Origin of the sequence: Bradyrhizobium sp. SZCCHNS3052, assembly GCF_032484495.1 — a bacterium.
Lineage (GTDB): Bacteria > Pseudomonadota > Alphaproteobacteria > Rhizobiales > Xanthobacteraceae > Bradyrhizobium.
This window is the reverse complement of the sequence record NZ_JAUETB010000015.1, coordinates 132,029-153,024: the sequence shown is the minus strand read 5'-3', so window position 1 is coordinate 153,024 and position 20,996 is coordinate 132,029. Positions and strand designations below refer to the sequence as shown.

Below are 20,996 nucleotides of genomic sequence, written 5' to 3'. Positions count from 1 at the left end.
CGATGATGGCGGGCGATCCGGCGAGGCGGCGGGGAGGAGCGGGATGAGCGACACGATCGGCACCTATTCCTTCCTGCCCTGGCTGCGGCTCGGCGTGGCGAACAGCATCACGGCGTCCGACAACGACAACTCGGTGGCGCTGCGCGCGACGATCAGGGTCGACTTGTCGCTGGCCGGGCGGCCGGTCCAGGGCGACACGGATCTGGCGGCGACGATTTCGCGCGATGTCGCGCTCTATGGTCCCGGGGACGTCGTCGGCATCGATCCGATGGCGGTGGTGAAGGTGGAGCCGCGTGACTGGATCACCAATTTCGAGCCGAACTACCTGCCCTTCGTTGAGTTCTACGACGAGGATTTTCCGTGGCGCTACACGCCAGCGGCGCCGGACGAGTCGCGCCACCGGCTGCGCCCGTGGCTCGCACTCCTGGTGCTCGAGGTGGAGGAGTTCAAGGAAGTCGCGGTGTCGTCGGCGCGGCCGCTGCCGGCGATCGAGGTGACGGGCGATCCGGCCTCGGTATTTCCGCCCGCCGACCAGCTTTGGGCCTGGGCGCACGTCCACGTCAACCGCGACCTGATCCAGCAGGACGGCGTGGTGGAATCGACCAATGCGGACCAGGCAAGGGCGCGACTGGAGAGCCTGCTGGCCAGCAATCCGGACTACGCCTATTCGCGCGTCCTGTCGCCACGTCAGTTGAAGCCGAATACGTCCTACCATGCGTTCGTGGTGCCGACCTTCGAGAGCGGCCGTCTCGCCGGCCTCGGAATCGCGCCGGCGGCGAATCCCGCACTCTTCGCCACCCTGTCGGCCTGGGCGGACTATACCGACCGGCCGTTCCCGACGCTGCATCCGGTGTACAAGCGGTGGTACTTCAAGACTGGGACGGTGGGCGATTTCGAGTACCTCGTCCGCCTGTTGAAGCCGCGTCCGCCGGACTCGCGGCTCGGCCGCCGCGACATGGACACGCAGACGCCCGGCTCCGGGATGCCGCCCATCGCGGTCGCCGGGCTCCACGGGGTGCTGCGGCTCGGCGGCGCGCTCAAGGTGCCGGACGAGGCGCTGACCGGCGCGCAGGAGGCGGAAGCCGCGGCCTACGAGGGCTGGGACGAACCCTACGCGCACGAATTCGAGAAGGCGCTGGCAGGCTTCATCAACCTGACCGACGACTATGCCCGCGAAGGCGCGCCCGACCCGGTGATCACGCCGCCGCTGTACGGTCGCTGGCACGCGCTCACCGAACGGCTGCTTGAGGAGGCGGACGGCAGCGACGCGCCGCAGCCGCGCAATTGGGTGCACGAGCTCAATCTGGACCCGCGGTTTCGCGTTCCCGCCGCGTTCGGCACGGCGGTCGTGCAGAAGAATCAGGAGGCCTATATGGACGCCGCCTGGGACCAGGTCGGCGACATCCTTGCGGCGAACCGGCGGATCAGGCTGGCGCAATTCGCCAAGGCCGCGGCCGCGATCTGGCATGCGCGCCATCTCGGGCCGCTGAAGGACCTCAGCGCGGAACGCGGGCTCACGATGATGGCGCCGGTGCAGCGCCGGGTGATCGCCGACGGCTTCACGCTGCGCCATCGGCTCAAGGAAAGCACGGTGCCCCGCGCGGCGCTGTCCGCGCCGTTCCGGCGCGCGGTCCGGCCGCGCGACCAACTCGCGGCGACGCTCGGCTTCGACTCGCCGAGAGGCGCCGAAGAGCTGCTGGAGAAGATCAATCGCGGCGAGGTCAGCGCGGCGCCGCCGCGGGTCACCCCGGACGCCTTGCCGGTGGTGGAGGATGTCGCCGCGCAGCTTCAGCCGAAGTCGCTGCCCGCGGAGCTGACCAACTGGCTCACCAAGCACCGCTGGGCGAAGTGGGTCCTACTGGTCGTTCTGCTGCTGCTCGCCGTGCTGCTGCTGGCCGTCGCCATCCCGCTCGCGATCGTGGTCGCGGCAGCGGCGCTGGCGCTGTTCCGATGGCTGGTGCGGCTGGAGAAGCAGGCCGGCATCGCGACCGGCGTGTTGCCGCAAGGGGCTTCGCCCGAGATCATCGACGCGCTGCCGGGCTTTCCGTCGTTCACCATCCGCGATCCCGATCCCGCGGCGCCTGAGCCCGTCGGCGGCGCTTCGTCCGCCGACAGCCCGGAGGCGGCGCGCTTCAAACTGGCCCTCAAGGATCTCAACCGGCTGCTCACGGTCAGCGCCGATCTCGGCAAGCCGCCGTTGCGCAAGCCGATCGACATCGCCGCGCTCGGAGCGTCGACTTTCGCTGCGATTGATCCCGACAAGACGGTGCCCGCCTTCACCTTTTCCTCGATCACCATTCCGCCGCGAGTGCTGGCCATCAACGGGATCGCGACGCTGCTGCAGCCGGAAGTGTTCAAGCCTGTGATGGCATATCCGGAAATCGACCTGCCGATGTACAAGCCGCTTCTCGGTCTGTCCGACGAGCACTTCCTGCCGAACATCGACAAGATTCCGCAGAACACGATCACGCTGCTCGAGACCAATCAGCGTTTCATCGAGGCCTACATGGTCGGCCTCAACCATGAATTCGCCCGCGAGCTGCTGTGGCGCGAATATCCCACCGACCAGCGCGGCAGCTGCTTCCGCCAGTTCTGGGACCCGAGCGGCGTGATCGACCGGGAGGGCCTGTCGAAGGACGAACTGCGCGAAAAGCTCCGCGATATTCCGCCGCTCCACACCTGGTCGCTGTTCTCCAAGCTCGGCGATCACGACCATCGCGAGAAGCCGGGCGAGAACGAGGAGGAAGTCGTCCTCGTCATCCGCGGCGAGCTGCTGAAGAAATATCCCACCGCGGTGATCTACGCCCAGAAGGCGCGCTGGCAGCGCGACGACGGCGGCGCGATCAATCCCCGCGTCGAGCGGGTGCTGGAGACCGACGGTCCGGTGGAAGACCGCCTGCGCACGCCGCTCTACGAAGCCAAGGTCGATCCCGACATCACCTTCATTGGCTTCGACCTGACATCGAAGGAGGCAAAGGGAGGCACCGGCCGCGGCAATTCGACGGCGCCGGGCTGGTTCTTCGTCATCAAGGAGCGGCCCGGCGAGCCGCGCTTCGGCCTCGATATTTCTCGCGACGGGCCGCTCAACGTTTGGAACGACCTCGCTTGGCCTGATGTGCTGTCCGACGCCGACAAGGGCTTTCTTCAGATCAGGCCGGGCGGGCCGACCCTCACCCTGGACGATCCGTTGGCGCCGGAGCTGCAGGAGAAGAAACAACAGTACGACGAGGACAAGGCGCTACGCTGGCATCCGGACAGCAACTCCGCGGAGCTCGCCTACATCCTCTACCAGGTTCCCGTGCTGGTCGCGGTGCACGGCAGCGAGATGCTGCCGAACTGATCGCGCAGCGGACACGACAGGGGGCGGCGGAGGCGAAATGTCCGAGTTCGATGATATCCGCAAGGAGCTGGAAGCGTCGCGCGCCGCGGCCGATGCGACGTCGCGCGAGATCGGCCGGCTTCGCCACACCCGCGCGCGGCTGATCCGCGACCGCGCACGGGCCGCGCGCGTCAGCAAGGGCGCCGACGATCCGGCGCTGGCGGCGATCGACAAGGAGACCAAGGCGGCGGCCTCCGAGATCGGGCGGCTGGGCGGTGCGCTGAAGGCGGCGAAGGACGAAGTGGTCCGCAATAGCGGGCTGTTCGCGAACTTCACCGACCCACGCCGCAACATCGGCCTGCTGTCCGATCAGGCGCCGATCCTGCTGATGCCGCTGCGGATCGAAACGCGTTTCAAGCAGGCGGCGGAATTCGGCGGCGACCGCGACGAGCTGTGGGTCCGGGCTTATCCGGACGACATCGCCGTCGACAGCTTCGAGGAGGCGTTGTCGGAAGACGAGGTGAAGCGCGCCCAGGCCTATTGGGCCGACGTCTGGCGGGCGAACCACGACCCCGCCGGGGAGCGGGCCGCCTGGCGAACGCTCGTGAGCGGACAGGGCTCGGGGCGGTCCTACTACGTGACCCAGACTCATCGCCCGCTCAACGAGGCGGCGCGACCGGCCAGGGTGGAAGGCGTGCCGACCGTGATCCTGACGGTGGTGACCAGCGCGCCGCTGGCCGATTCCGAGCGAGGTGCGGTCAGCACGTTCTGGACGGCGCTGTGGCGCGCCGGCACGGATGCGGCCGCGCAGACGGACGCGATCGCCGCGCTCGACAACGCGCTCGGCGCCGAGCGCGCCGCGGCGGTCCGTGAGGCGTACCGGCCGCGGAATCTCGCCGACGCGCCGCCCGAGGGCGCGGACCGCGCGACCACCACGGTCATCGCGGCGTATCTGGAGTTTCCCGCCGCGGACGCCACGCCGATGCGCGAGACCGGCTGGTCGCAGCCGGCGACCGCCCGGACCTTGCCTGATCGCCTCGTCCTGCTCGGTTACAACGGCGGAACGCTCGAACTCGAGCAACTCGGAAAACCGATTCCGTCGCCGCTGCCGGTCACGCCGTCGCCGACCGGAACGGACGACGCGTCGGTCGCGCACGACGGCGACGACATCACGTTCGGTCCGGAGCTCGAATGGGTGCGCAACTTCGACCGCGCCGTCGAGATCGGCATGGGATTCCGGGTGCCGCTAACGCCGCCCGCCTTCCGCCGTGGCTTCGATCAGTTGATGGTGCTCGGTGTACGGCTCGGGGCCGATGCAGACGCCGGCCGGGTCGCGCTGGAGCAGTTGTTCGCCCATCATCATCAGTCGAAGGCCGGGTTCTCGATCCTGCCGCAGGGCCAGCCGACCAACAACGTCGAGGGCGAGGGCGCCGCCTACAGCTGGCGCGAGGAGTCCGACGTCAGCTTCGATCACTACTTCGGCACTCCGCCCCTGGACCCCGACGGATGGTTCGAGCGGACAGACGGACGCTGCCTCGCCGCCACGCTCGGTCTCGATCCGGCCGCGCTGGCGGCGATCCCCTTCTACCATCGCCACGACGTCAACGACGCCCGCGCCATGAACACGGCACTGTGGCCGGCCACGCTCGGTTACTTCATGGAGAGCATGCTTCATCCGGTCTTCGACGATTCGACGGTGGAGCGGACCCGCGACTTCTTCGTCCGGCACGTGTCGGCACGCGGGCCGATGCCCACGATCCGCGTCGGTCGTCAGCCCTACGGCATCCTGCCGGCGACGCCGCGCTCGCGCATCCAGTGGATCTTCGCGGGGGCGAACGTCGCAGTCGGGGCCGCGCACGCGCCGGACGATCCGGAATTGCGGTTCCTGACGCGGTTGTATCAGTTGCTGCGCAAGGTCGAGGCCGATCTGGAGCCGCTGATGTCGCGGGTGTCCTACATCGGCAAGCCGGACGGCGACCGTCATCAGATATTGCTCGATGTCCTCGGCCTGCACGCCGGATCGGTGGAATTCCAGCAACGCTTCGCCGAAAGCTTCAAGGAACTGTACAACCGCCTCGCGATGCAGGGGGCGGGCGGCGCCTTGGTCGCGCTCCTGCTCGCCGCGGGCTATGTCGGAAGCGGGCTCGATCTGCTGAAGCAGCTCGGCTACACGCCGCCCGAGGGGATCGAGGTGCCGGACATCCTCGAGAAACTCTTTCTCAAGGCGCCCAACCAGCTCAAGGGCCCGCTGATCGACGACCGTCCGTTGTCGGAGACCGAGCAGATCCGCGCCTACACCGCCGGCGGCGACAACTACATCGGCTGGCTGATCAAGGCTGCGGCGACCTCACACGATGCGCTGCGGCTGCAGCAGGGCTTCACCCAGCGCCCGAACGCGCTGCTGTATCTCATGCTGCATCACGCGCTCGACCTGAGCTTCGTCGAGACCAGCATCCGCCTGTTCTTCAATGCCGGGCTGATCGGCGAGACCGAGTTGAAGGCGGTGCGGCGCGAGCCGAAGTTCTTTCAGGTCGAGGAGGCGAGCCTCGCCGTGCCGGCTGCGGCCGGCGGCAGCCGCTGGCGCTACCTCCACCGCAGCGACGCCGCGGTCACCGGAACGGGACTGAGGACGGTCGGCGAGTTCATCCCGACGGTGCTGACCTCGATGGTCGCCACCGCGTATCTCAAGCGCCAGCTCGATGCGCTCGAACGGCTGAAGAGGTCCCCGACAGCGGTTCTGGAACGGGTGTTCGCCGAGCATCTCGACCTCTGCACCTACCGGTTCGACGCCTGGTACGGCGGCATCATGAGCCGCCAATTGGAACGGATGCGCTATCCGCACGGTGCCGGCCGGGGGACCGCCCAGCCGGGCGCACCGGCCGGCGAGGCGAAGACCGGGATCTATCTCGGCGCCTATGGCTGGCTCGAGAACGTCAAGCCGGAGTTCAAGAAGCTGACGGCGGTCGAACTGCCGGCAAACCTCGCGGCGATCTTCGCCGATCCGGATGCGCCGCCGCTGATGCGCGACCGCAGCAACCAGGGCTACATCCACGCGCCGTCGCTGAACCAAGCGGTGACCGCCGCGGTGCTGCGCAACGGCTATCTGTCCAACGCCACGCCCGACAATCCCGGCAGCCTCGCCGTCAATCTCAGCTCGGAACGAGTCCGCATCGCGCTGTCGATCATCGAGGGAATGAAGGGCGAGCAGAGCCTCGGCGCGCTGCTCGGCTACCAGTTCGAGCGCGGCCTGCACGACCGCCACGACGTCGAAGTGGACGGGTTCATCTACGACCTCCGCAAGGTGTTCCCGCTGGTCGGCGACCGGCTGACTCCGACGCGTACCGGCCGGCTCGACGCGTTCGGTCGGCGACTGCGGATCAACCGGGTGGAGGCGCGCAACGTCATCGACGGCCTTGCTTTGGTCGAGCACATCAAGACCAGCGGCGTGAGCAGCTACCCGTTCGGCCACGATGCCGACCTGCCGGCGGCGAGCCCGCAGCAGGCCGCGGCGATCACCGCCGAGGCCGCGCGGATTGCCGACATCGCCGACGCGGTCGCCGACCTCGCGATGGCAGAGAGCGTGCATCAGGTGGTGCAGGGCAATTACGACCGCGCCGGCGCCGTGCTCGACACCTACTCCAAGGGAAAATTCCCGGCGACCCCCGACGTGGTGCGCACGCCGCGGTCGGGGGTGACGCTGACCCATCGGGTGGCGCTGCATCTCAAGGCCGGGCTCGACCCGAACGACGGCGCGCTGACATCGCCGCGGGCGAAGGCGGAGCCCGCGCTCAACGCCTGGCTCGCGGGCATTCTGCCGCCGCCGGCAGCGGTCGCCTGCTCGGTGACGGTCACCGACCCGCTCGATCTCTCCTCCGTCACCTACAACGTGACGCAGGCCGATCTCGGCCTGCTGCCGATCGACCTGCTGTATCTGCTCGATCCGGACAACGATCCAGCCGCCAAGGCGCTCGACGATCTGATCGAAGCGCATGTGATCGCCGTCCATGCACCGCGCCCGGACGCAATGCTGACGATCGCCTACCGCGAGAGGATTGCGGCGATCGCCGGGCATGTGCCGCTGTTCGAACTGTCGGCGTTGGTGCGGCATCTCAGAAGCCTGCTACTGCGTTCACGTCCGCTCAAGGCGAGCGACATGGCGATGGCCGGCGAGGCGAACGAGGCGGTCGATCTCGACGCGGCGCTCGCGCGCGAGCGGGCAACGCTGCCGCGCGATCTGCTCGCCGCGCGGCTTGCGGATCTCGACGCCTTCCGTACGGCGCTGCAGGCCCGCCTCGACGCCAAGCAGGAGGCCCAGATCGCCACGGAGATCGAGCAGACGATCACCGGCTTCGTATCGGTGATGCAGGGTCTCGGTCCATTCGCGGCGTTGCAGACCGGTACCGGTGCCGTCTACGCCGACCGGCGGCGGATCTTCTCCCAGTTGCACGCCGTACTCGCCGGCTACATCGCTCGATGGACCAGGCAACTCGCCGAGTTCGACGCACGCATACTCGCCTACGACGCTGATTCCGGCGCGCCGGACGCGGCGAAGTTCCTGGCGCTGCGGGTGGCCGAAAAGCTGATCGCGACCACGGCGACCGACCCTCTACCGGCGCAGCCGGACGATTTCCGCGACGATCTCATGGGCGGCAAGCGCGCCGCCTTCGTTGGACAGCGCGCCGTTCTGATCATGCTCTACGATAATGCGTCCGATCTCGCCGCCTTGCATGACGGCATCGAGGCGTCGAAGGCTGCGAACGCCGCGTTCGACGCGGCGGCGATCGACATCGCGGCACAGCGCACGGCGATCGTCGCCCTCGCAGAGGACATGGCGAAGCGCACCGCCGCGTTCGCGCTCGAACTGACGACGCGGCTGCCGGCGATCCAGGCCCGGCTCGATCAATGCGATGCCGCGGCGGAGGCGAAGAACAAGATCGAGGCGTTGACCGCGGCGGCGAAGCTGCTGTTCGGCGAAGATTTCAAGATCGTTCCGGATTTCGGTCTGCCAGCGGCGCAGGCCGGTGAATGGAGCAACGCCTGGGGCGCGGGGGCGCAGGCGGACGAGACCATTCTGGGGTTCCTCAAGACGACGATCGGACGCCGCTTTCCGCTCGACGACTGGTTCACGGGCGTCGCGCGGGTGCGGTCGAAGCTGCACGATCTGGAAGCTTCGCAGCACCTCGCCGACGCGTTCACGGGGGCGGGCGTCGCGCTGCAGGCGCTGCAATTTCCGCATCGCCCCGAGTTGCCGTGGCTCGGACTCGAATTCCCGGAGACCGATGCCGACGGAAAGCCGTTCGTGATCCACGAGGACAAGCTGCTCTATACCGCGCATTTCGCCGAAAGCTTCGATCCGGCGCGGCGGCAACTCGGGCTGTTGCTCGACGAGTGGACCGAAGTGATCCCGCGCCCGACCGAGGATACCGGTCTGGCGTTCCACTTCGACCGGCCAAACGCCGAACCGCCGCAGACTCTGCTGCTGGCGCTGCCGCCGAAATTTGTCGGCTCGTGGCAGTGGCAGGATCTCGTCGACACGGTACGCGAGACGATGGACCTCGCCAAGAAGCGCGCGATCGAGCCCGACCACGTCGACACGACTGCCTATGCCCGCTTCCTGCCGGCGCTGGTGTCCGCCGTGGCCTTCCATCCGATCACGGCCTCGCTCAACTTCGCTTTCAACAACAACCTCGCCGCGGTGCTGGCCGAGACGGAGACGGGCAATGGCTGACTATGTCGCGGTTCAGAACCTCTCCGCCGTGTTCTCCGGCAAGGTGAAGCTGCCCACCATCACGTTGTGGAACAGGCTCGAGGGCCGTCCACGCACGCACGATTTCGACCGCGCGCTCAAGGCTGAGGTCCGTGATCCGCTGTGGCTGCTGACGAAGCAGTGGCAGATGGGCGAGTTTCAGGGCGACGACGCCGGCTCGCCCGTCGTCGCCAAGGTGCACATCGAGACCACCGAACTGACGAAATACCGCGCGGCCGGCAATCCGCCGGAAGCGTTCGCCGACGACGTGCCGCTCGAAGCCAAGGTCGAGCGGCGGCCGATCCCGTTCCGTCTCGCCGGCCAGAAGATCGCGTTCGATCTCCGCATCGCCCTGGGCCGGCGCTGGCTGAAGCTCGTCGCCGGCATCGAGCCGGGGCTTGCCCAGCAATTCATCGCGGCGCTGCCGGTCGCCATGCCAGATCCGGCGCTCAAGGCCGATGCGCCGGTCGCCGCCCATCGCGAAGCCTGGCAGACGATGGCGGCGCTGGCCGGCCGGTCGATGGACGGCTACGACCTCGTCGAGCATCTGACGGCCGCGCCCGGCAATCACGCGCACGACCTCGTCGTGCTCGGCAATCCAGCCAGCACCGCTGCGATCGAGACGGCGGAGGCGGAATTCCTTGGCTGGTACCGGGAGGCGTTCTACCAGCCCGCCGCGGGTGCCGCCGATGCCTGGCTGCCCGATCGCCTCGAATACGCCTTTGCAGCGTCGGCGCCCAAGGCGGGCGGCGAGAAGCTCGTGGTCGCCGACGAATACTTCCAGGGGCATCTCGACTGGTACAACTTCGACGTCGACGCCTCCGGCGCAGGACTCGGTGACCTGGCGGACGCGCCGCCGCCGGCCGCCGTCGAGACGACCTTTACGGCATCGTTCATCCCGGCGCCGATCCAGTTCGACGGCATGCCGAACACACGCTGGTGGACCTTTGAGGAGGGACGAACGAATTTCGGCGACATCGATCCGGAGACGACGGACGTCAACAAGCTGCTGCTGATCGAATTCGGCCTCGTCTACGCCAACGATTGGTTCCTGATGCCGTTCACTGTGCCGGCCGGGGCGATTACCCGGGTCGCCGGCATGAGCGTGACCAACGTCTTCGGCGAGCGGATCTGGGTTGAAGCCGCGGGCAAGGGCACGGACGCCGATTGGCAACGCTGGTCGATGTTTACACTGGCGACGAAGGGGAGCAACGACATTCCCGCCGATCTCAGCCTGTTCATCGTGCCCAGCGTGCCGAAGATCCAGGAGAGCGAGCCGCTGGAGTCGGTGGAACTGTTCCGCGACGAGATGGCCAACATGGTGTGGGGTGTCGAGTCGCGGGTGATGTTGGCTTCGGGCGACAGCAAGAGCGGGCGCAGCGCCGCGCTCGACACCCGCCGCTATTTCCGTCGCCTGGTGGAGGAGAGCCTGCCGCCGGACCCAGCACCTGCGCCGCCGATCGAGAACGACGCCGCGATCCGCTATCGGCTGATGAGCGAGATGCCGGAGAACTGGATCCCATTCATCCCGGTGCACATCGACAACGACAGCCGCGAGATCCAACTGCGTCGCGCCGCAATGCTGCGGGTCATCGACCGTGACCCGGATCCGCCGGTGCGCGTCGAACCTCGCACCGATCTGCTGCGCCACGGTCTCGACCTCCCGCAGCAGCAGGGCTACAATCTCCATGAGGAGGAGGTGCCGCGCGCGGGCATTCGTGTCACCCAGAGCTTCCAGCGCACGCGCTGGTACAACGGCCGCACTTTCGTCTGGCTCGGCATCCGCAAGGAGACCGATCGCGGCGAGCGGTCGAGCAAGCTTGCTTTCGACGCGATCCTTCCGAAGCGGAAGGCATGAACGCATGAAACGTCACCGTCGATATGGCGTGGCGCGGCCGCCGGCGGTGGAGCGTTGAACGGGCGCGCGTCATTCCCAAGTCGGCAATTTCTCACGCGACGGCAGACGCCCGGCGCCACAAGATTACGTAGCGGCCAGCAAGTGTGAATATCCGAAGACCCGTTCTCAACCTCAGCGCTTCCTTCATGACATAGGAGCAACGGAGAGCGAGCACGAGGAACGCCGTTCAAGATTGAGCGCGGAGAAGTTCGCCTTGATTGTGCCGAATCGAGGGTTACTGCGTTATTGTACGTTGCGGCTTCAGCAGCTTCGGCAGAAGCCCTTAGCCATAAGGGCAGAGATCACGCGGGATCGCTCATAGCACGGGCAACCGCAGGCTCTGCTCAAACCTGGTGATGGGTAGTCCCACCGCAGGCCGTCTCAGCCGGGCTCGTGAATTCTGTGCAGCCCAGTCACCAAGGCGGTAATCACGCTTATCACGGCGCTCGTACCATGGTCATTCAAGAACGAATCTCTGCGTCATAGTTGTCATGGCACCCCAGTCTGCCACGCGGAGCGCGACGATGGTGCTGGTTGGTGACACCGTCGCACTTAAGGGGAGAACGGTGATCGACACTCCGAAGTTTGGATCCCTTGAAGCCGTCGAATCCGCTAAAGCTCGACAAAGATTCGCAGGCTTGCCTCGCATTCGTCAATTCAGCACGAGAATTCAGTGACCACTGCTCTTCGTACGCCCCGTGGCTCAACGCCGCGCAAGAACACATCAGCAAAGCGCTCCGCGTCACCAAAGGCCGCCCCGCGGAAGAAGACATCTGTTGCGGCAACAACGAAGGCTCCGATTCGGACTGGCATTTCCTCCTCGTCGCCGCTGGGCATGTTGGCGCTGTATCTTACGGCGCAATGGCGCGCTTCGGGCCGGGGCGGACTTGTGTTTCTCGCCGAAAATGAGAGCCGAGCCGAGCTGTTGGGTTCGATCATCCCAGTTATCGAGCCGGCCTGTGATGTGCTCGTCTATCCCCGTTTGAACACGCTTCCGTTCGATCAGCTTGAGCCTTCACGTGATATCGCGGGCCGGCGGAGCTCCGTCTTGAGACGCCTTGCCAGGGCAAAGAAGCCGATCCTGCTGATCGCGACGGCGGAGGCCATAATGGAGCTCCTGCCGTTGCCTGCGAACTGGTCTCGTATCGGATTTCTCCTTCGGACCGGGGCCGTCTTTTCCGAGGAAGACCTTGAGGCCCGTCTGAAAGCTCTCGGGTACGACCTGGACGACAGTCCGGATTATCCCGGTGGAGTTTTGTTTCACGGCAACACCTTCGAGATATTCCCGGCCGGCGCGTTCGGACCTTTTAGGATAGAGCATTCCGGAGGGAGAATCCGGCGTATTGCAGCGATCAATCCGATAGACCAGGAGGTGATTTCCGAAACGAAGGAACTCCTGATTGACCCGATGTCCGAGCGGCTGGCGTTCACGGGCCGGGCTCGAAGAAGGTCCAGCCTATTGGACTATTGTGCACGCGCCAAATGGATCGCCGACAGCACCGTGCCCAGGCACGCCGACACCTGGTTGAGCACGATCGAGGATGCGGCCGCCCGCAGTGAGCGTGACCGTGCCTATCTCAGCCGACGCGAATGGGAGCTGGCGGCCAAGAAGATCACTGTGTTGCCGCCAACCACTCCGTATCGTGCGACGCCAGAGTTCTACAAGGCAGCCTCTCCGCGGAAGGCGCTCCGTGCATTTATCGAGGAAGCCCAGCGCGGAAGCGCACGTGTGCTTTTCGTCGCTGCGGTCGAAGCTGATTTGCGTGTGATGGCCCGGATGAGCGCTATCAAGGCCGAATGCGTGCCCGATTGGACGCACGCGACCGCAAGGGGCAGGCAGCAGGCCGCATTGTTGGCAGGCTTCGATGCGGGCTTTGTCGTTCCTGGAAAGAAGCCGCTCGTGGTCATCACTGCTGCCGACGTGCTCGGCAGCAGGGCACACCAACCGCAACCGATGAACTGGGCATGGACGCCCGGCTTCGATTCGGGAGATCTCCCCGAACTCGGATCCGTGGTCGTTCATCTGCGACGTGGACTCGCACGCCTTGGCGGCCTGAGATCCATGGGCACGGGAGATCTTTCGGCGCGCGAGATGGTCAGGTTGGTATTCGCCGGAAACGACGCCGTTCTCGTTCCTCTCGCAGAATTGGCGCTGATCTGGCCTTACGCCGCTGAGCTCGGAGACACCTCGCTGGACAAGGCCGACGGCAGCTCGTGGCGGCCGCGGCGAGCCGCTGCCGAGACGGAGATTCACGTGGTCGCAAAGGAGCTGGCCAAGCAGATGAGTCAGCGCCGGCGGCGCCCGGCTCCGAAGCTCGTGCCGCGCCCCGCTGTCTATGAGAAGTTCGTCGCGCGGTTTCCCTATTTCACCACCGCCGATCAGGCGAAGGCCATCCGCGACGTTCTGGATGATCTTGCATCGGGGCACCCGATGGACCGGATCGTCTGTGGAGACGTCGGCTTTGGCAAAACCGAGGTGGCGCTGCGCGCAGCGGCAGCCGCCGTGCTGGCCGGAAAGCAGGTCGCTATCGTCGTGCCGACGACAGTGCTGGCACGACAGCATGTCGAAACCTTCCGCAAGCGCTTTGCGCCTCTTGGCATCGATGTTGGAAACCTGTCGCGGGTTGCCTCGACCGCCGAAGCGCGAGAGGTAAGGGAGCGCCTCAAGAGCGGAGAACTCAGGGTCGTCGTCGGGACCCTCGCGCTCGCATCCAAGGAAGTGAGATTCGCCGAACTTGGCCTGATCATCATTGACGAGGAGCAGCATTTCGGCGCTGCCGAGAAAGCCATGCTGTCGGGCCTCAATAAGAACGGCCACCGGCTCTGGATGAGTGCGACGCCGATCCCCCGCACACTTGCGGCCGGCTTGACGGGCTTGAGGGATCTCAGCGTGATCGCAACCCCGCCGGTCCATCGTGTTCCGGTTGCCACCAAGGTGGCACCGCTTTCGGACATAGCTATCGCCGCTGCGCTGGTTCGTGAGCACAGACGTAACGGTCAGAGTTTTGTCGTTTGTCCGCGGATCCAGGATCTCGATCCCATGCTCGCCAGGATCTATGCGCTGGCGCCGGAACTACGTATCATTGCCATTCACGGCAAGATGCCAACGGACGAGATTGACGAGAGGTTGATGGGGTTCGTCGAAGGCCGTGCCGATGTACTACTTGCGACCAACATCGTGGAAAGTGGCCTCGATATCCCACGTGCGAACACCATCGTTGTGTGCTGGCCCGAAAAATTCGGCCTGGCACAATTGCATCAGCTCAGGGGGCGAGTAGGACGGGGCGGCATCCGGGCGTTTGCACATTTCCTGACGGAAGGTGGCTCCGAACGCTCGGAAAAGCGGCTATCCGTTCTCGAGGAATTGAGCCGTCCGGGCGCTGGCTTCGCGATCAGCGCTCGCGACCTCGATCTCCGCGGCGGCGGCGACCTGCGCTCCGATCGACAATCCGGCCACATGCAGGTGTTCGGACCGACGCTCTACGGCCACCTTCTTACGCTTGCCCTTGAGGGAGACCGCGATGGAATGTCCGCCCTCTGGATCCCCGAGTTGAATCTTCCCATTCCTGAGCTGCTTCCTTCGAGCTATGTGCAATCGGAGGCGGTCAGGCTGGAGATCTACGCTCGAGCCGCTCGGTGCCGGAGTGATGACGAACTGGAGGAGCTCGAGGATGAAACGCACCGCCGATTCGGCAAGCTGCCCTCCGAGGCCAGCAATTTCTTTGCTGTCGCCAAGCTCAGGATAAGTTGCAGGCAACGGGGGATCATGCGTCTCGATGTCGGCCCGGATGCGATTGCTGCAACGATGCTCGCAGGGAGGATCGGTAAATTACGCTCGCGGTCACTGCAGCGCGAGGGCGATCGCGTCGTCTATCCCGGGCGCAGCGATGAACCTGCTTTACGACGGGTCGAACAGTTCTTGGATCTGCTGGACGAATGACGAGGGATGCGCCACTCAACTTGAAGCGGTCTTGTGTGACCTCCTCAGGCCCCGAAATGAAAGCGATGGCGCTTGACCCTTGGCAAGGACGATTGAGAGAACCCGTGTTGCGCTGACGCAGAGACGATCGTTCGAGGCTGTTCTGAAGCAGCTCGTCGGATGCCGTGGATCGTTCGAGTTCAGAGCTGCGCTGGCGGCCGACCCAGCCCGGACCCAACAAACGAATGCGCCAGTGATAGAACCAGCTTCACCTTCTGCGGCTTTGATGGTCGCCAACTCATACTATGCAAAAGAACGCTATTTTGGTTTTGATCCAATCAGCCCCATCTGAGCGGATGTCGCCGGCTCATCTGTTCGAGTCCCTGTTGCTGAACGGGTGCACGCGTCGACTCGCGCCTTAGCGCGTCCGCGGCGAAACCGGAGACGCGCGCCGGGCGGATAGGCTCGCGCCAACTGATTGTGCTCGATCCGGTGTTGCATCATGTCCCGTCGGGTCTGGCGCTCGTCGAGCATCAGGACCAGATCCGAGCAGGGCTTGGTCGAACACAGCAGCAGAAAGCCGGCTTCAGCGTCCTGAGGGTAGACCGTCAGCGCATCGGAGCGGTCGACGTTGCCCGACACCAAGCGCGCGGCGCATGCGAGGCACCAGCCCTGCTCGCAGATGTAGGGCGTCTCGATGCCGGCGTCGATCATGCTGTACAGCAGATATTCGTCGGATCTGGCGTCGAATGTGAACGTCCCCTCCGGACGTTCCAGCCGTATGCGAAACCGCCTGATGTCGCCTTCATTGGTCATGGCCGAGAGCTCCCTCATCGCTCACCACCGGCTGTCGGGCAATGCGACGTCGCCGATGCGGCCGCTCGCGTAGCAGTGCGCGGCCGCGATGATCCGCGCCGCAACCGCCAGCTCGCTTTGATCGCGCGGCGCGTAGATCACGAGGCTCTGCGGCGGCACGGCGCCGGCCATGTAGCGTGCGAACGGATGCACCGTGCCCCAGCCCTTGGCCGCGACCTTCTGCGCCCATTCCGGCCGCAAGGTCAGGTGCAGCGACCCGTCGAGGCGAACGATGAGCCACACCGGCGCGAACACGAAGGCCTCCGGCTGGCCCATGGCATGGATGTCATCGAGCGCGAAGGCGCGGCCTGCGGCGTTCATCGGCGCCGGCACCTCTTCGACGCCAGCCAGCGCGCAGGCGCAGGACACGAGCTGTGCGGCGTATCCGGCGGGCGAGGTGTCGCCGAGCTGGTGGCAGGGCCATGTCGGTGCGAGCCGCGGCGCACCGCCGGGACGTGTGGCGAGACGGCGCAGCCCCGGCGCCATCGTCCAGATGGGTGCAGCACCGCGCACGCCTGCTCTAGCCGAAGCTGTCATAATGAACCTGCGTGATCGGAACATCGGCGGCGCGCAGCAGCGACCTGACCGCGTTCACCATGACCGGCGGGCCGGCGACGTAGAACTCGGCCGCCGCGGGATCCAGGACTGCGCCCTGGATGACATCGGTGACGAAGCCGGCCGCATGCGGCCAGCCGGACGGCGCGTGCTCGACCACGGGCAGGTAGCGCGCCCGGGGCGTTTGCGCGATCGCCGCCGCCAGCATGTCATCAGCGGCGAGATCCGCCGGTGTACGGGCGCCGTAGATGACGTCCGCGGGCGATCCGAAATCGAGGCGCGCATCCGCGGCCTCGCGCAGCATCGCCAGGATCGGCGCGATGCCGGTGCCTCCCGCCACGAACACCTTGCGGCCCGGCTGTCGACGCAGCGTGCAGGCGCCGAACGGCGCCTCGATGGTGATCTGCGCGCCTGGGATCAACGCGGCGAGCGCGTTGCTGCCCGTGCCGCCATCGTAGCGCTTGGCAATGAACTGCAGGACGTTGCTGCCCGGCAGGTTGCACATCGAGTAGCAGCGCCGCAGCCCTTCGCCGAGATGCAGGATCGCATACTGACCCGGCCGGAAGTCGATCGGCTCGGCCGTCTCGAAGCTGAATTGGCGGATCTCCGGCGCGAGATCGTCGATTCCGCGTAGGATCGCCTGTTGCTCGACGCATCGCGGCGTCGGCGCGGACCAGTCGCCGGGACCGCGGGCGATCGTGACGTCCGAGATCGCGCGGGACTGACAGGCCAGGATGCGGTTGCGTCGTGCGTCGCGCGGATTGACCGCCGGCGCGCCGGGAAAGATCAGATCGACCTGCCCATCGATGAGCGTCACCTTGCAGGCACCGCAACTGCCCCAGCCGCATTCGTAAGGCAGCGCGACGCCCCCGCGTCGCGCTGCCTGAAGGATGGTGTCATGGCCGGCCGTGTCGATCGCGACACCGTCGGGCTCGATGCGGAGTTGCCGGGTCATCCACGCCATCCTTTCGGCTTGGGCGGTCGGCGCAGCACGCCGACCGCGTCTGCCAGACTACAAGCCGCAATCCGCGATCAGCCTCGCCTGGGCCGTCATGGTCCGCTCCAGGATCGCCCGTGCATCGTCGGCGCCGGGCGCGGTCGAAAGTGCCTCGCTGAGGCCGCGCGCGGCGCGTTCGCCGAGCGGCATCCACTTCGCGACCCACTCCCGCAGCAGAACCGCGTGCTCCGGGACCTTGCCGGTGGCGTAGCGCACCAGGGTCTTGGTGGTCTCGACCGCATAGGCTTCGTCGTAGTTGCGAAAGTCGTCGTGCAGCAGCGCCAGCAGGTCGTCGTCGTTCGTGCGCGCCAGATCGGCGATCTCGCGATTGAAGACGTGATCGAAGATCGGCCGCAGCACCAGATTGCGGGACACGAACGCTTCGCCCCAATCGTAGGCGATCAGCTGCTTCTCGATCAGCTCGCGCAGACCCTGCCATTGCGGCGCCTGCGTCCAGACGGTACGCGCAATACCGCTGTCGGCGAGCTCCGGGCGTCCGGTGTCGAGCGCGAGCGCCTTGGCCAGATAGGCCTGGCGCTGCACCCGCCGCATCTCGTTGCCCATCTGGAAGTAGAAGGTGTTGGTCACGAACGCCGACGGCGCCATCTGCGCGACATAGGCCGCGCTCATCTGCATCGCGTGTCCCGGGAAACGCACCGGCAGATAGGCCTGGCCGAGGAAGTCGAGCCACGGCGCAGACAGCTTGCGATAGCTGTCCTGGCGCTCGAACTCGTCGATCAGGTTGTCGCAATAGACCTCGCGATCCTTCTGGTCAGTGACATAGCGGCGATAGGTGTAGGTGAGGGGATCGCGATAGCCCTCCCAATCGTCCAGCGTGAGCCTCGAGCCTTCGCGATTCCTGAGATAGAACTGGTTGATCGACCAGTTCTCGGACAGCTCGAACGGTGCCGGCGCGCGGCGGAAGTGGCTGTGGAACTTGTAGGTGACGGCCTCGTATTCCGACGGCAGCCGGCGCTCGGTCCACAGGCTCCAAGTCTTCTTCTGCTTGCGCGCAGCCGACTTCGCGGTCATCGCGGTCATGACGTATCCTCCCGGAATTTGTTATGTGTGGATGGTCCAGACCCATTCGTCGTCCATCGACTCGAGCCGTCCGCCGAACGACACCAGGCTCGGCTCGATCTCGGCGAGCCGGAATGGCCGCCCCAGCGCCGCCTGCATGCTCTTCTGCGTCAGGCGGAAATTCCGGTCGGCCTGGACGCGGACATAGCCGCCGCGGTCCTCGATGACGATCTCGACGTCCGGATTGTCCTGCTCGCTCGCCGCGATCACGGCGTCGATGATGTCCTCGTCGACGCCCCTGATGACGGGGCCGACCAGTCTCGGTGCTGCTGTCGTGGTCATGGGCTTGTCCTATGCGTCCTGCTCGGTCTTGTGGCGGAGGCGGCGCAGCCGTCCGTCGTTGGGCACGCCGACCAGAATCGCTTCGCCGTCCTTCTTCACCGCGTAGCGGAAGAGGCGGCAGTCGCGCGGGTTGAGGCCGCGGCCGTCATCCATGCTGAACTCCCATTCATGGGCCGAGCAGGTGATGGTGCCGGCTTCGAAATCGACCTTGCCGTCCGCCAGCAGGATCTCCTGGTGCGGGCACATGCCCTGGAAGCAACGCAACTCGCCGCCAGGAAGGTGCATCACGATCACTTCCTCGCCGTCGACCTCGACGCCGATGAAATCACCTTCCCAAAGGTCGTCCAAGGTCGCGACCTGCCTCCACGTCACGTCGGCATCGTCAGACATAGGCCACCTCGATCCAATCCATCGGCTGGATTCCGGACTGCGCCACCGTCATCGCGGACGGCAGCTCGCGACCGTTGTAGTAGACGCATTTCGACGCGTTCTTCTCGGCGACGCGCAGTCCGACCGCGTGCTGGGCGACCTTGTCGGCCACGATGCTCATGCTATCGCCGTCGTCGACGGGGATCAGCAGGACGACGAAGTCGCCGCGGAAGTTGGCTTGGAGCGGGAACAGGGCCACGCTTACCTCCCAGATTTGTTGTTATATCTGTGGTCGTGTCGGGTGGTGCGTCGCTCGTAAGCGGCGCCTGTCAATTCATGCTGGGCGGATCATTCGGCCGCGAGGCGAGACGCGCCATTCCAGGCGTAGCTCTGCGCGTCATTGCCGGCGACATCTGGCGTGATGCCCATATATTGCAGCGCGCCTTCCAGGGTCGGCGGCTGGATGTGTCCGGCCAGGAAACGGTCCACGATCGAGAGATGGGTGTCGTAGCGCTCGGGCTGGCTCTTCCACACCCATTCGCAGACTTCGCAGCAGAAGTTCAGCTTGCGACCGTTGTGCGTGGTGATCCGCGGCGCCTGGCCGATGCTCGGGCTGCAGATCGGAATGTGGCAGCAGTTGCAGACGACCGGCAGCGTCGCCGGATAGGTCTTTTCGATCTGGCCTGTGCGGACATTGTCGCCGATCACGTCCCACAGCTTGCCGAAGCGATCGTTCCAGCCGGGATATTTCTGCTCGAGCCAGTCGCGCTCGGCCGCGGACACGCCCGCATCGGGATTCCACCACACGGTCGGCCGCCAGAACCAGACGCCCATGTGATAGGCGTGATGGACCCAGTCGAGCTCGGGCAGGAAGTGCTTTTCCCAGTACCATGGCACGTTCATGCCGAGGTCCTTGAACTGGTCCATGAACTGCCGGCAGATCCAGTCCTGCATGAACTCCTTGAACGACATCGTCCGGCTTTCCAGCGGCGTGTAGTAGTCCATGGAGATGCCGGTCAGCAGCGCGAACAGCTTCCACGACCGCCAGAACATCTGGTCGACCATCTTCTGCGCCTCGGCCTTCTTGCCGTTGTTGATCATGATCTTCAAGGTCGGCTCGCCCTGCTGCGAATGCCGCGCCTCGTCGGTCTGGATCGAGGAAATCAGCGCACCGAACTCGATGTCGCCGACATGCAGCGCATCCGAGGCCATGCCGAGGAACTGCAGGTTGGTGAAGCCGGTCTCGAAGGTGAAGGTCAGCTGGATCGCCGTCGACACCGCATCATTGGCGGTGAACATGTCGTCGAACAGGCTGCGCGCCGCGATCACGCCCCACTCGTTGGTGTGCATCGCCTTGTGGGCCCAGTCGAATTGCGGGTCCTTTCCGAGCAGGCAATAGGGGAAGTAGATCTGCGCCTGGCCGTGGCGGCATTCGTCGAGGGTGCCGAAGGTGGCCATGTTGCGCCAGGCAGCAGCGCGGCCGAACCGGGCCATGCGCGCCTCGCCGATCGAGGCGAAATATTCCGGAACCGGAATGGCGCCGTAATGCGCCTTGATCGCCGACTTCCAGCCGGCATCGAGATTGTCGTACAGATTGGAGCGCGCGATCGTCGAGCGGATCGAGTAGATGCCGTCGTCCTTGCCGGCCTGGTTGTGGACGTACTCGCGATAGGTCAGCTTGTACGGCTCGTCCCAGTCCCACCACTGCTCGCCGTGGATGCCGAAGCTCTTGGACAGCTCCTCGGGAAAGACCTCCTCCTCGCTGACATAGGAGAAGGCCCAGTTCATGTCGCGGGCCGTGTCGTAATAGTCCCGCCGCTGCAGCTTCGGCATGCGTTGCTCCTCCCGAGCTCTGTGATCGCGTTCGTTGCTCTTCGTTGCGGTCCGCTGCCGCCCTTGAACGGGCGAACGTTGTGCGGCGCGTGGCGATGGCGTACGAGTCAGGCGGTTAGACCTGATAGATCGTCGCGCGATGTT

12 protein-coding genes are annotated in these 20,996 nt (G+C 65.8%); 4 read left to right on the top strand and 8 right to left on the bottom strand.

All coding sequences use genetic code 11. The features are described 5' to 3' along the window. Positions 1 to 43: 43 nt before the first annotated feature. The 4 genes from QX073_RS31070 (at position 44) to QX073_RS31055 (ending at position 14,902) form a co-directional block, all read left to right on the top strand. Positions 44 to 3,340, top strand: coding sequence for a hypothetical protein (locus tag QX073_RS31070; RefSeq protein ID WP_316226897.1), 3,297 nt, complete (start codon positions 44 to 46; stop codon positions 3,338 to 3,340). Positions 3,341 to 3,377: 37 nt separating this feature from the next. After that, complete coding sequence (locus tag QX073_RS31065) at positions 3,378 to 9,047, top strand: hypothetical protein (RefSeq protein WP_316226896.1); 5,670 nt, start codon at positions 3,378 to 3,380, stop codon at positions 9,045 to 9,047. Beyond that, positions 9,040 to 10,923: a hypothetical protein gene (locus tag QX073_RS31060; RefSeq protein ID WP_316226895.1), complete on the top strand. Its 1,884-nt coding sequence runs from the start codon at positions 9,040 to 9,042 to the stop codon at positions 10,921 to 10,923. Before QX073_RS31065 ends, QX073_RS31060 begins: the two co-directional genes overlap by 8 nt. An 874-nt stretch (positions 10,924 to 11,797) precedes the next feature. Continuing rightward, positions 11,798 to 14,902: a DEAD/DEAH box helicase gene (locus QX073_RS31055; RefSeq protein ID WP_316226907.1), complete on the top strand. Its 3,105-nt coding sequence runs from the start codon at positions 11,798 to 11,800 to the stop codon at positions 14,900 to 14,902. 297 nt (positions 14,903 to 15,199) lie between these two features. Here QX073_RS31055 and QX073_RS31050 read toward each other — a convergent pair whose 3' ends face one another. The 8 genes from QX073_RS31050 to QX073_RS31015 all read right to left on the bottom strand — a co-directional run bounded on the left by QX073_RS31050 (position 15,200) and on the right by QX073_RS31015 (position 20,852). After that, positions 15,200 to 15,697, bottom strand: a complete 498-nt coding sequence (locus QX073_RS31050) for a 2Fe-2S iron-sulfur cluster binding domain-containing protein (RefSeq protein WP_315751462.1) — start codon at positions 15,695 to 15,697, stop codon at positions 15,200 to 15,202. Between the two features lie 21 nt (positions 15,698 to 15,718). Further along, complete coding sequence (locus tag QX073_RS31045; RefSeq protein ID WP_316226894.1) at positions 15,719 to 16,249, bottom strand: hypothetical protein; 531 nt, start codon at positions 16,247 to 16,249, stop codon at positions 15,719 to 15,721. 7 nt (positions 16,250 to 16,256) lie between these two features. Further along, positions 16,257 to 17,246, bottom strand: coding sequence for a 2Fe-2S iron-sulfur cluster binding domain-containing protein (locus QX073_RS31040; protein WP_316226893.1), 990 nt, complete (start codon positions 17,244 to 17,246; stop codon positions 16,257 to 16,259). 57 nt (positions 17,247 to 17,303) lie between these two features. Then, positions 17,304 to 18,329 carry a toluene hydroxylase gene (locus QX073_RS31035; RefSeq protein ID WP_316226892.1) on the bottom strand — a complete coding sequence of 342 codons (1,026 nt, stop codon included), beginning with the start codon at positions 18,327 to 18,329 and terminating at the stop codon, positions 17,304 to 17,306. 21 nt (positions 18,330 to 18,350) lie between these two features. Beyond that, positions 18,351 to 18,650 (bottom strand): MmoB/DmpM family protein, encoded by a 300-nt coding sequence (locus QX073_RS31030; RefSeq protein ID WP_316226891.1) that lies wholly within the window; start codon positions 18,648 to 18,650, stop codon positions 18,351 to 18,353. 9 nt (positions 18,651 to 18,659) lie between these two features. Next, the gene (locus QX073_RS31025; RefSeq protein WP_315826578.1) at positions 18,660 to 19,040 is read right to left on the bottom strand and encodes a Rieske 2Fe-2S domain-containing protein; all 381 of its coding nucleotides are present in this window, start codon (positions 19,038 to 19,040) and stop codon (positions 18,660 to 18,662) included. Beyond that, complete coding sequence (locus QX073_RS31020) at positions 19,033 to 19,278, bottom strand: toluene-4-monooxygenase system B family protein (protein ID WP_315716251.1); 246 nt, start codon at positions 19,276 to 19,278, stop codon at positions 19,033 to 19,035. Before QX073_RS31020 ends, QX073_RS31025 begins: the two co-directional genes overlap by 8 nt. A gap of 89 nt (positions 19,279 to 19,367) precedes the next feature. Continuing rightward, positions 19,368 to 20,852, bottom strand: coding sequence for an aromatic/alkene/methane monooxygenase hydroxylase/oxygenase subunit alpha (locus QX073_RS31015; RefSeq protein WP_316226890.1), 1,485 nt, complete (start codon positions 20,850 to 20,852; stop codon positions 19,368 to 19,370). Positions 20,853 to 20,996: the final 144 nt, after the last annotated feature.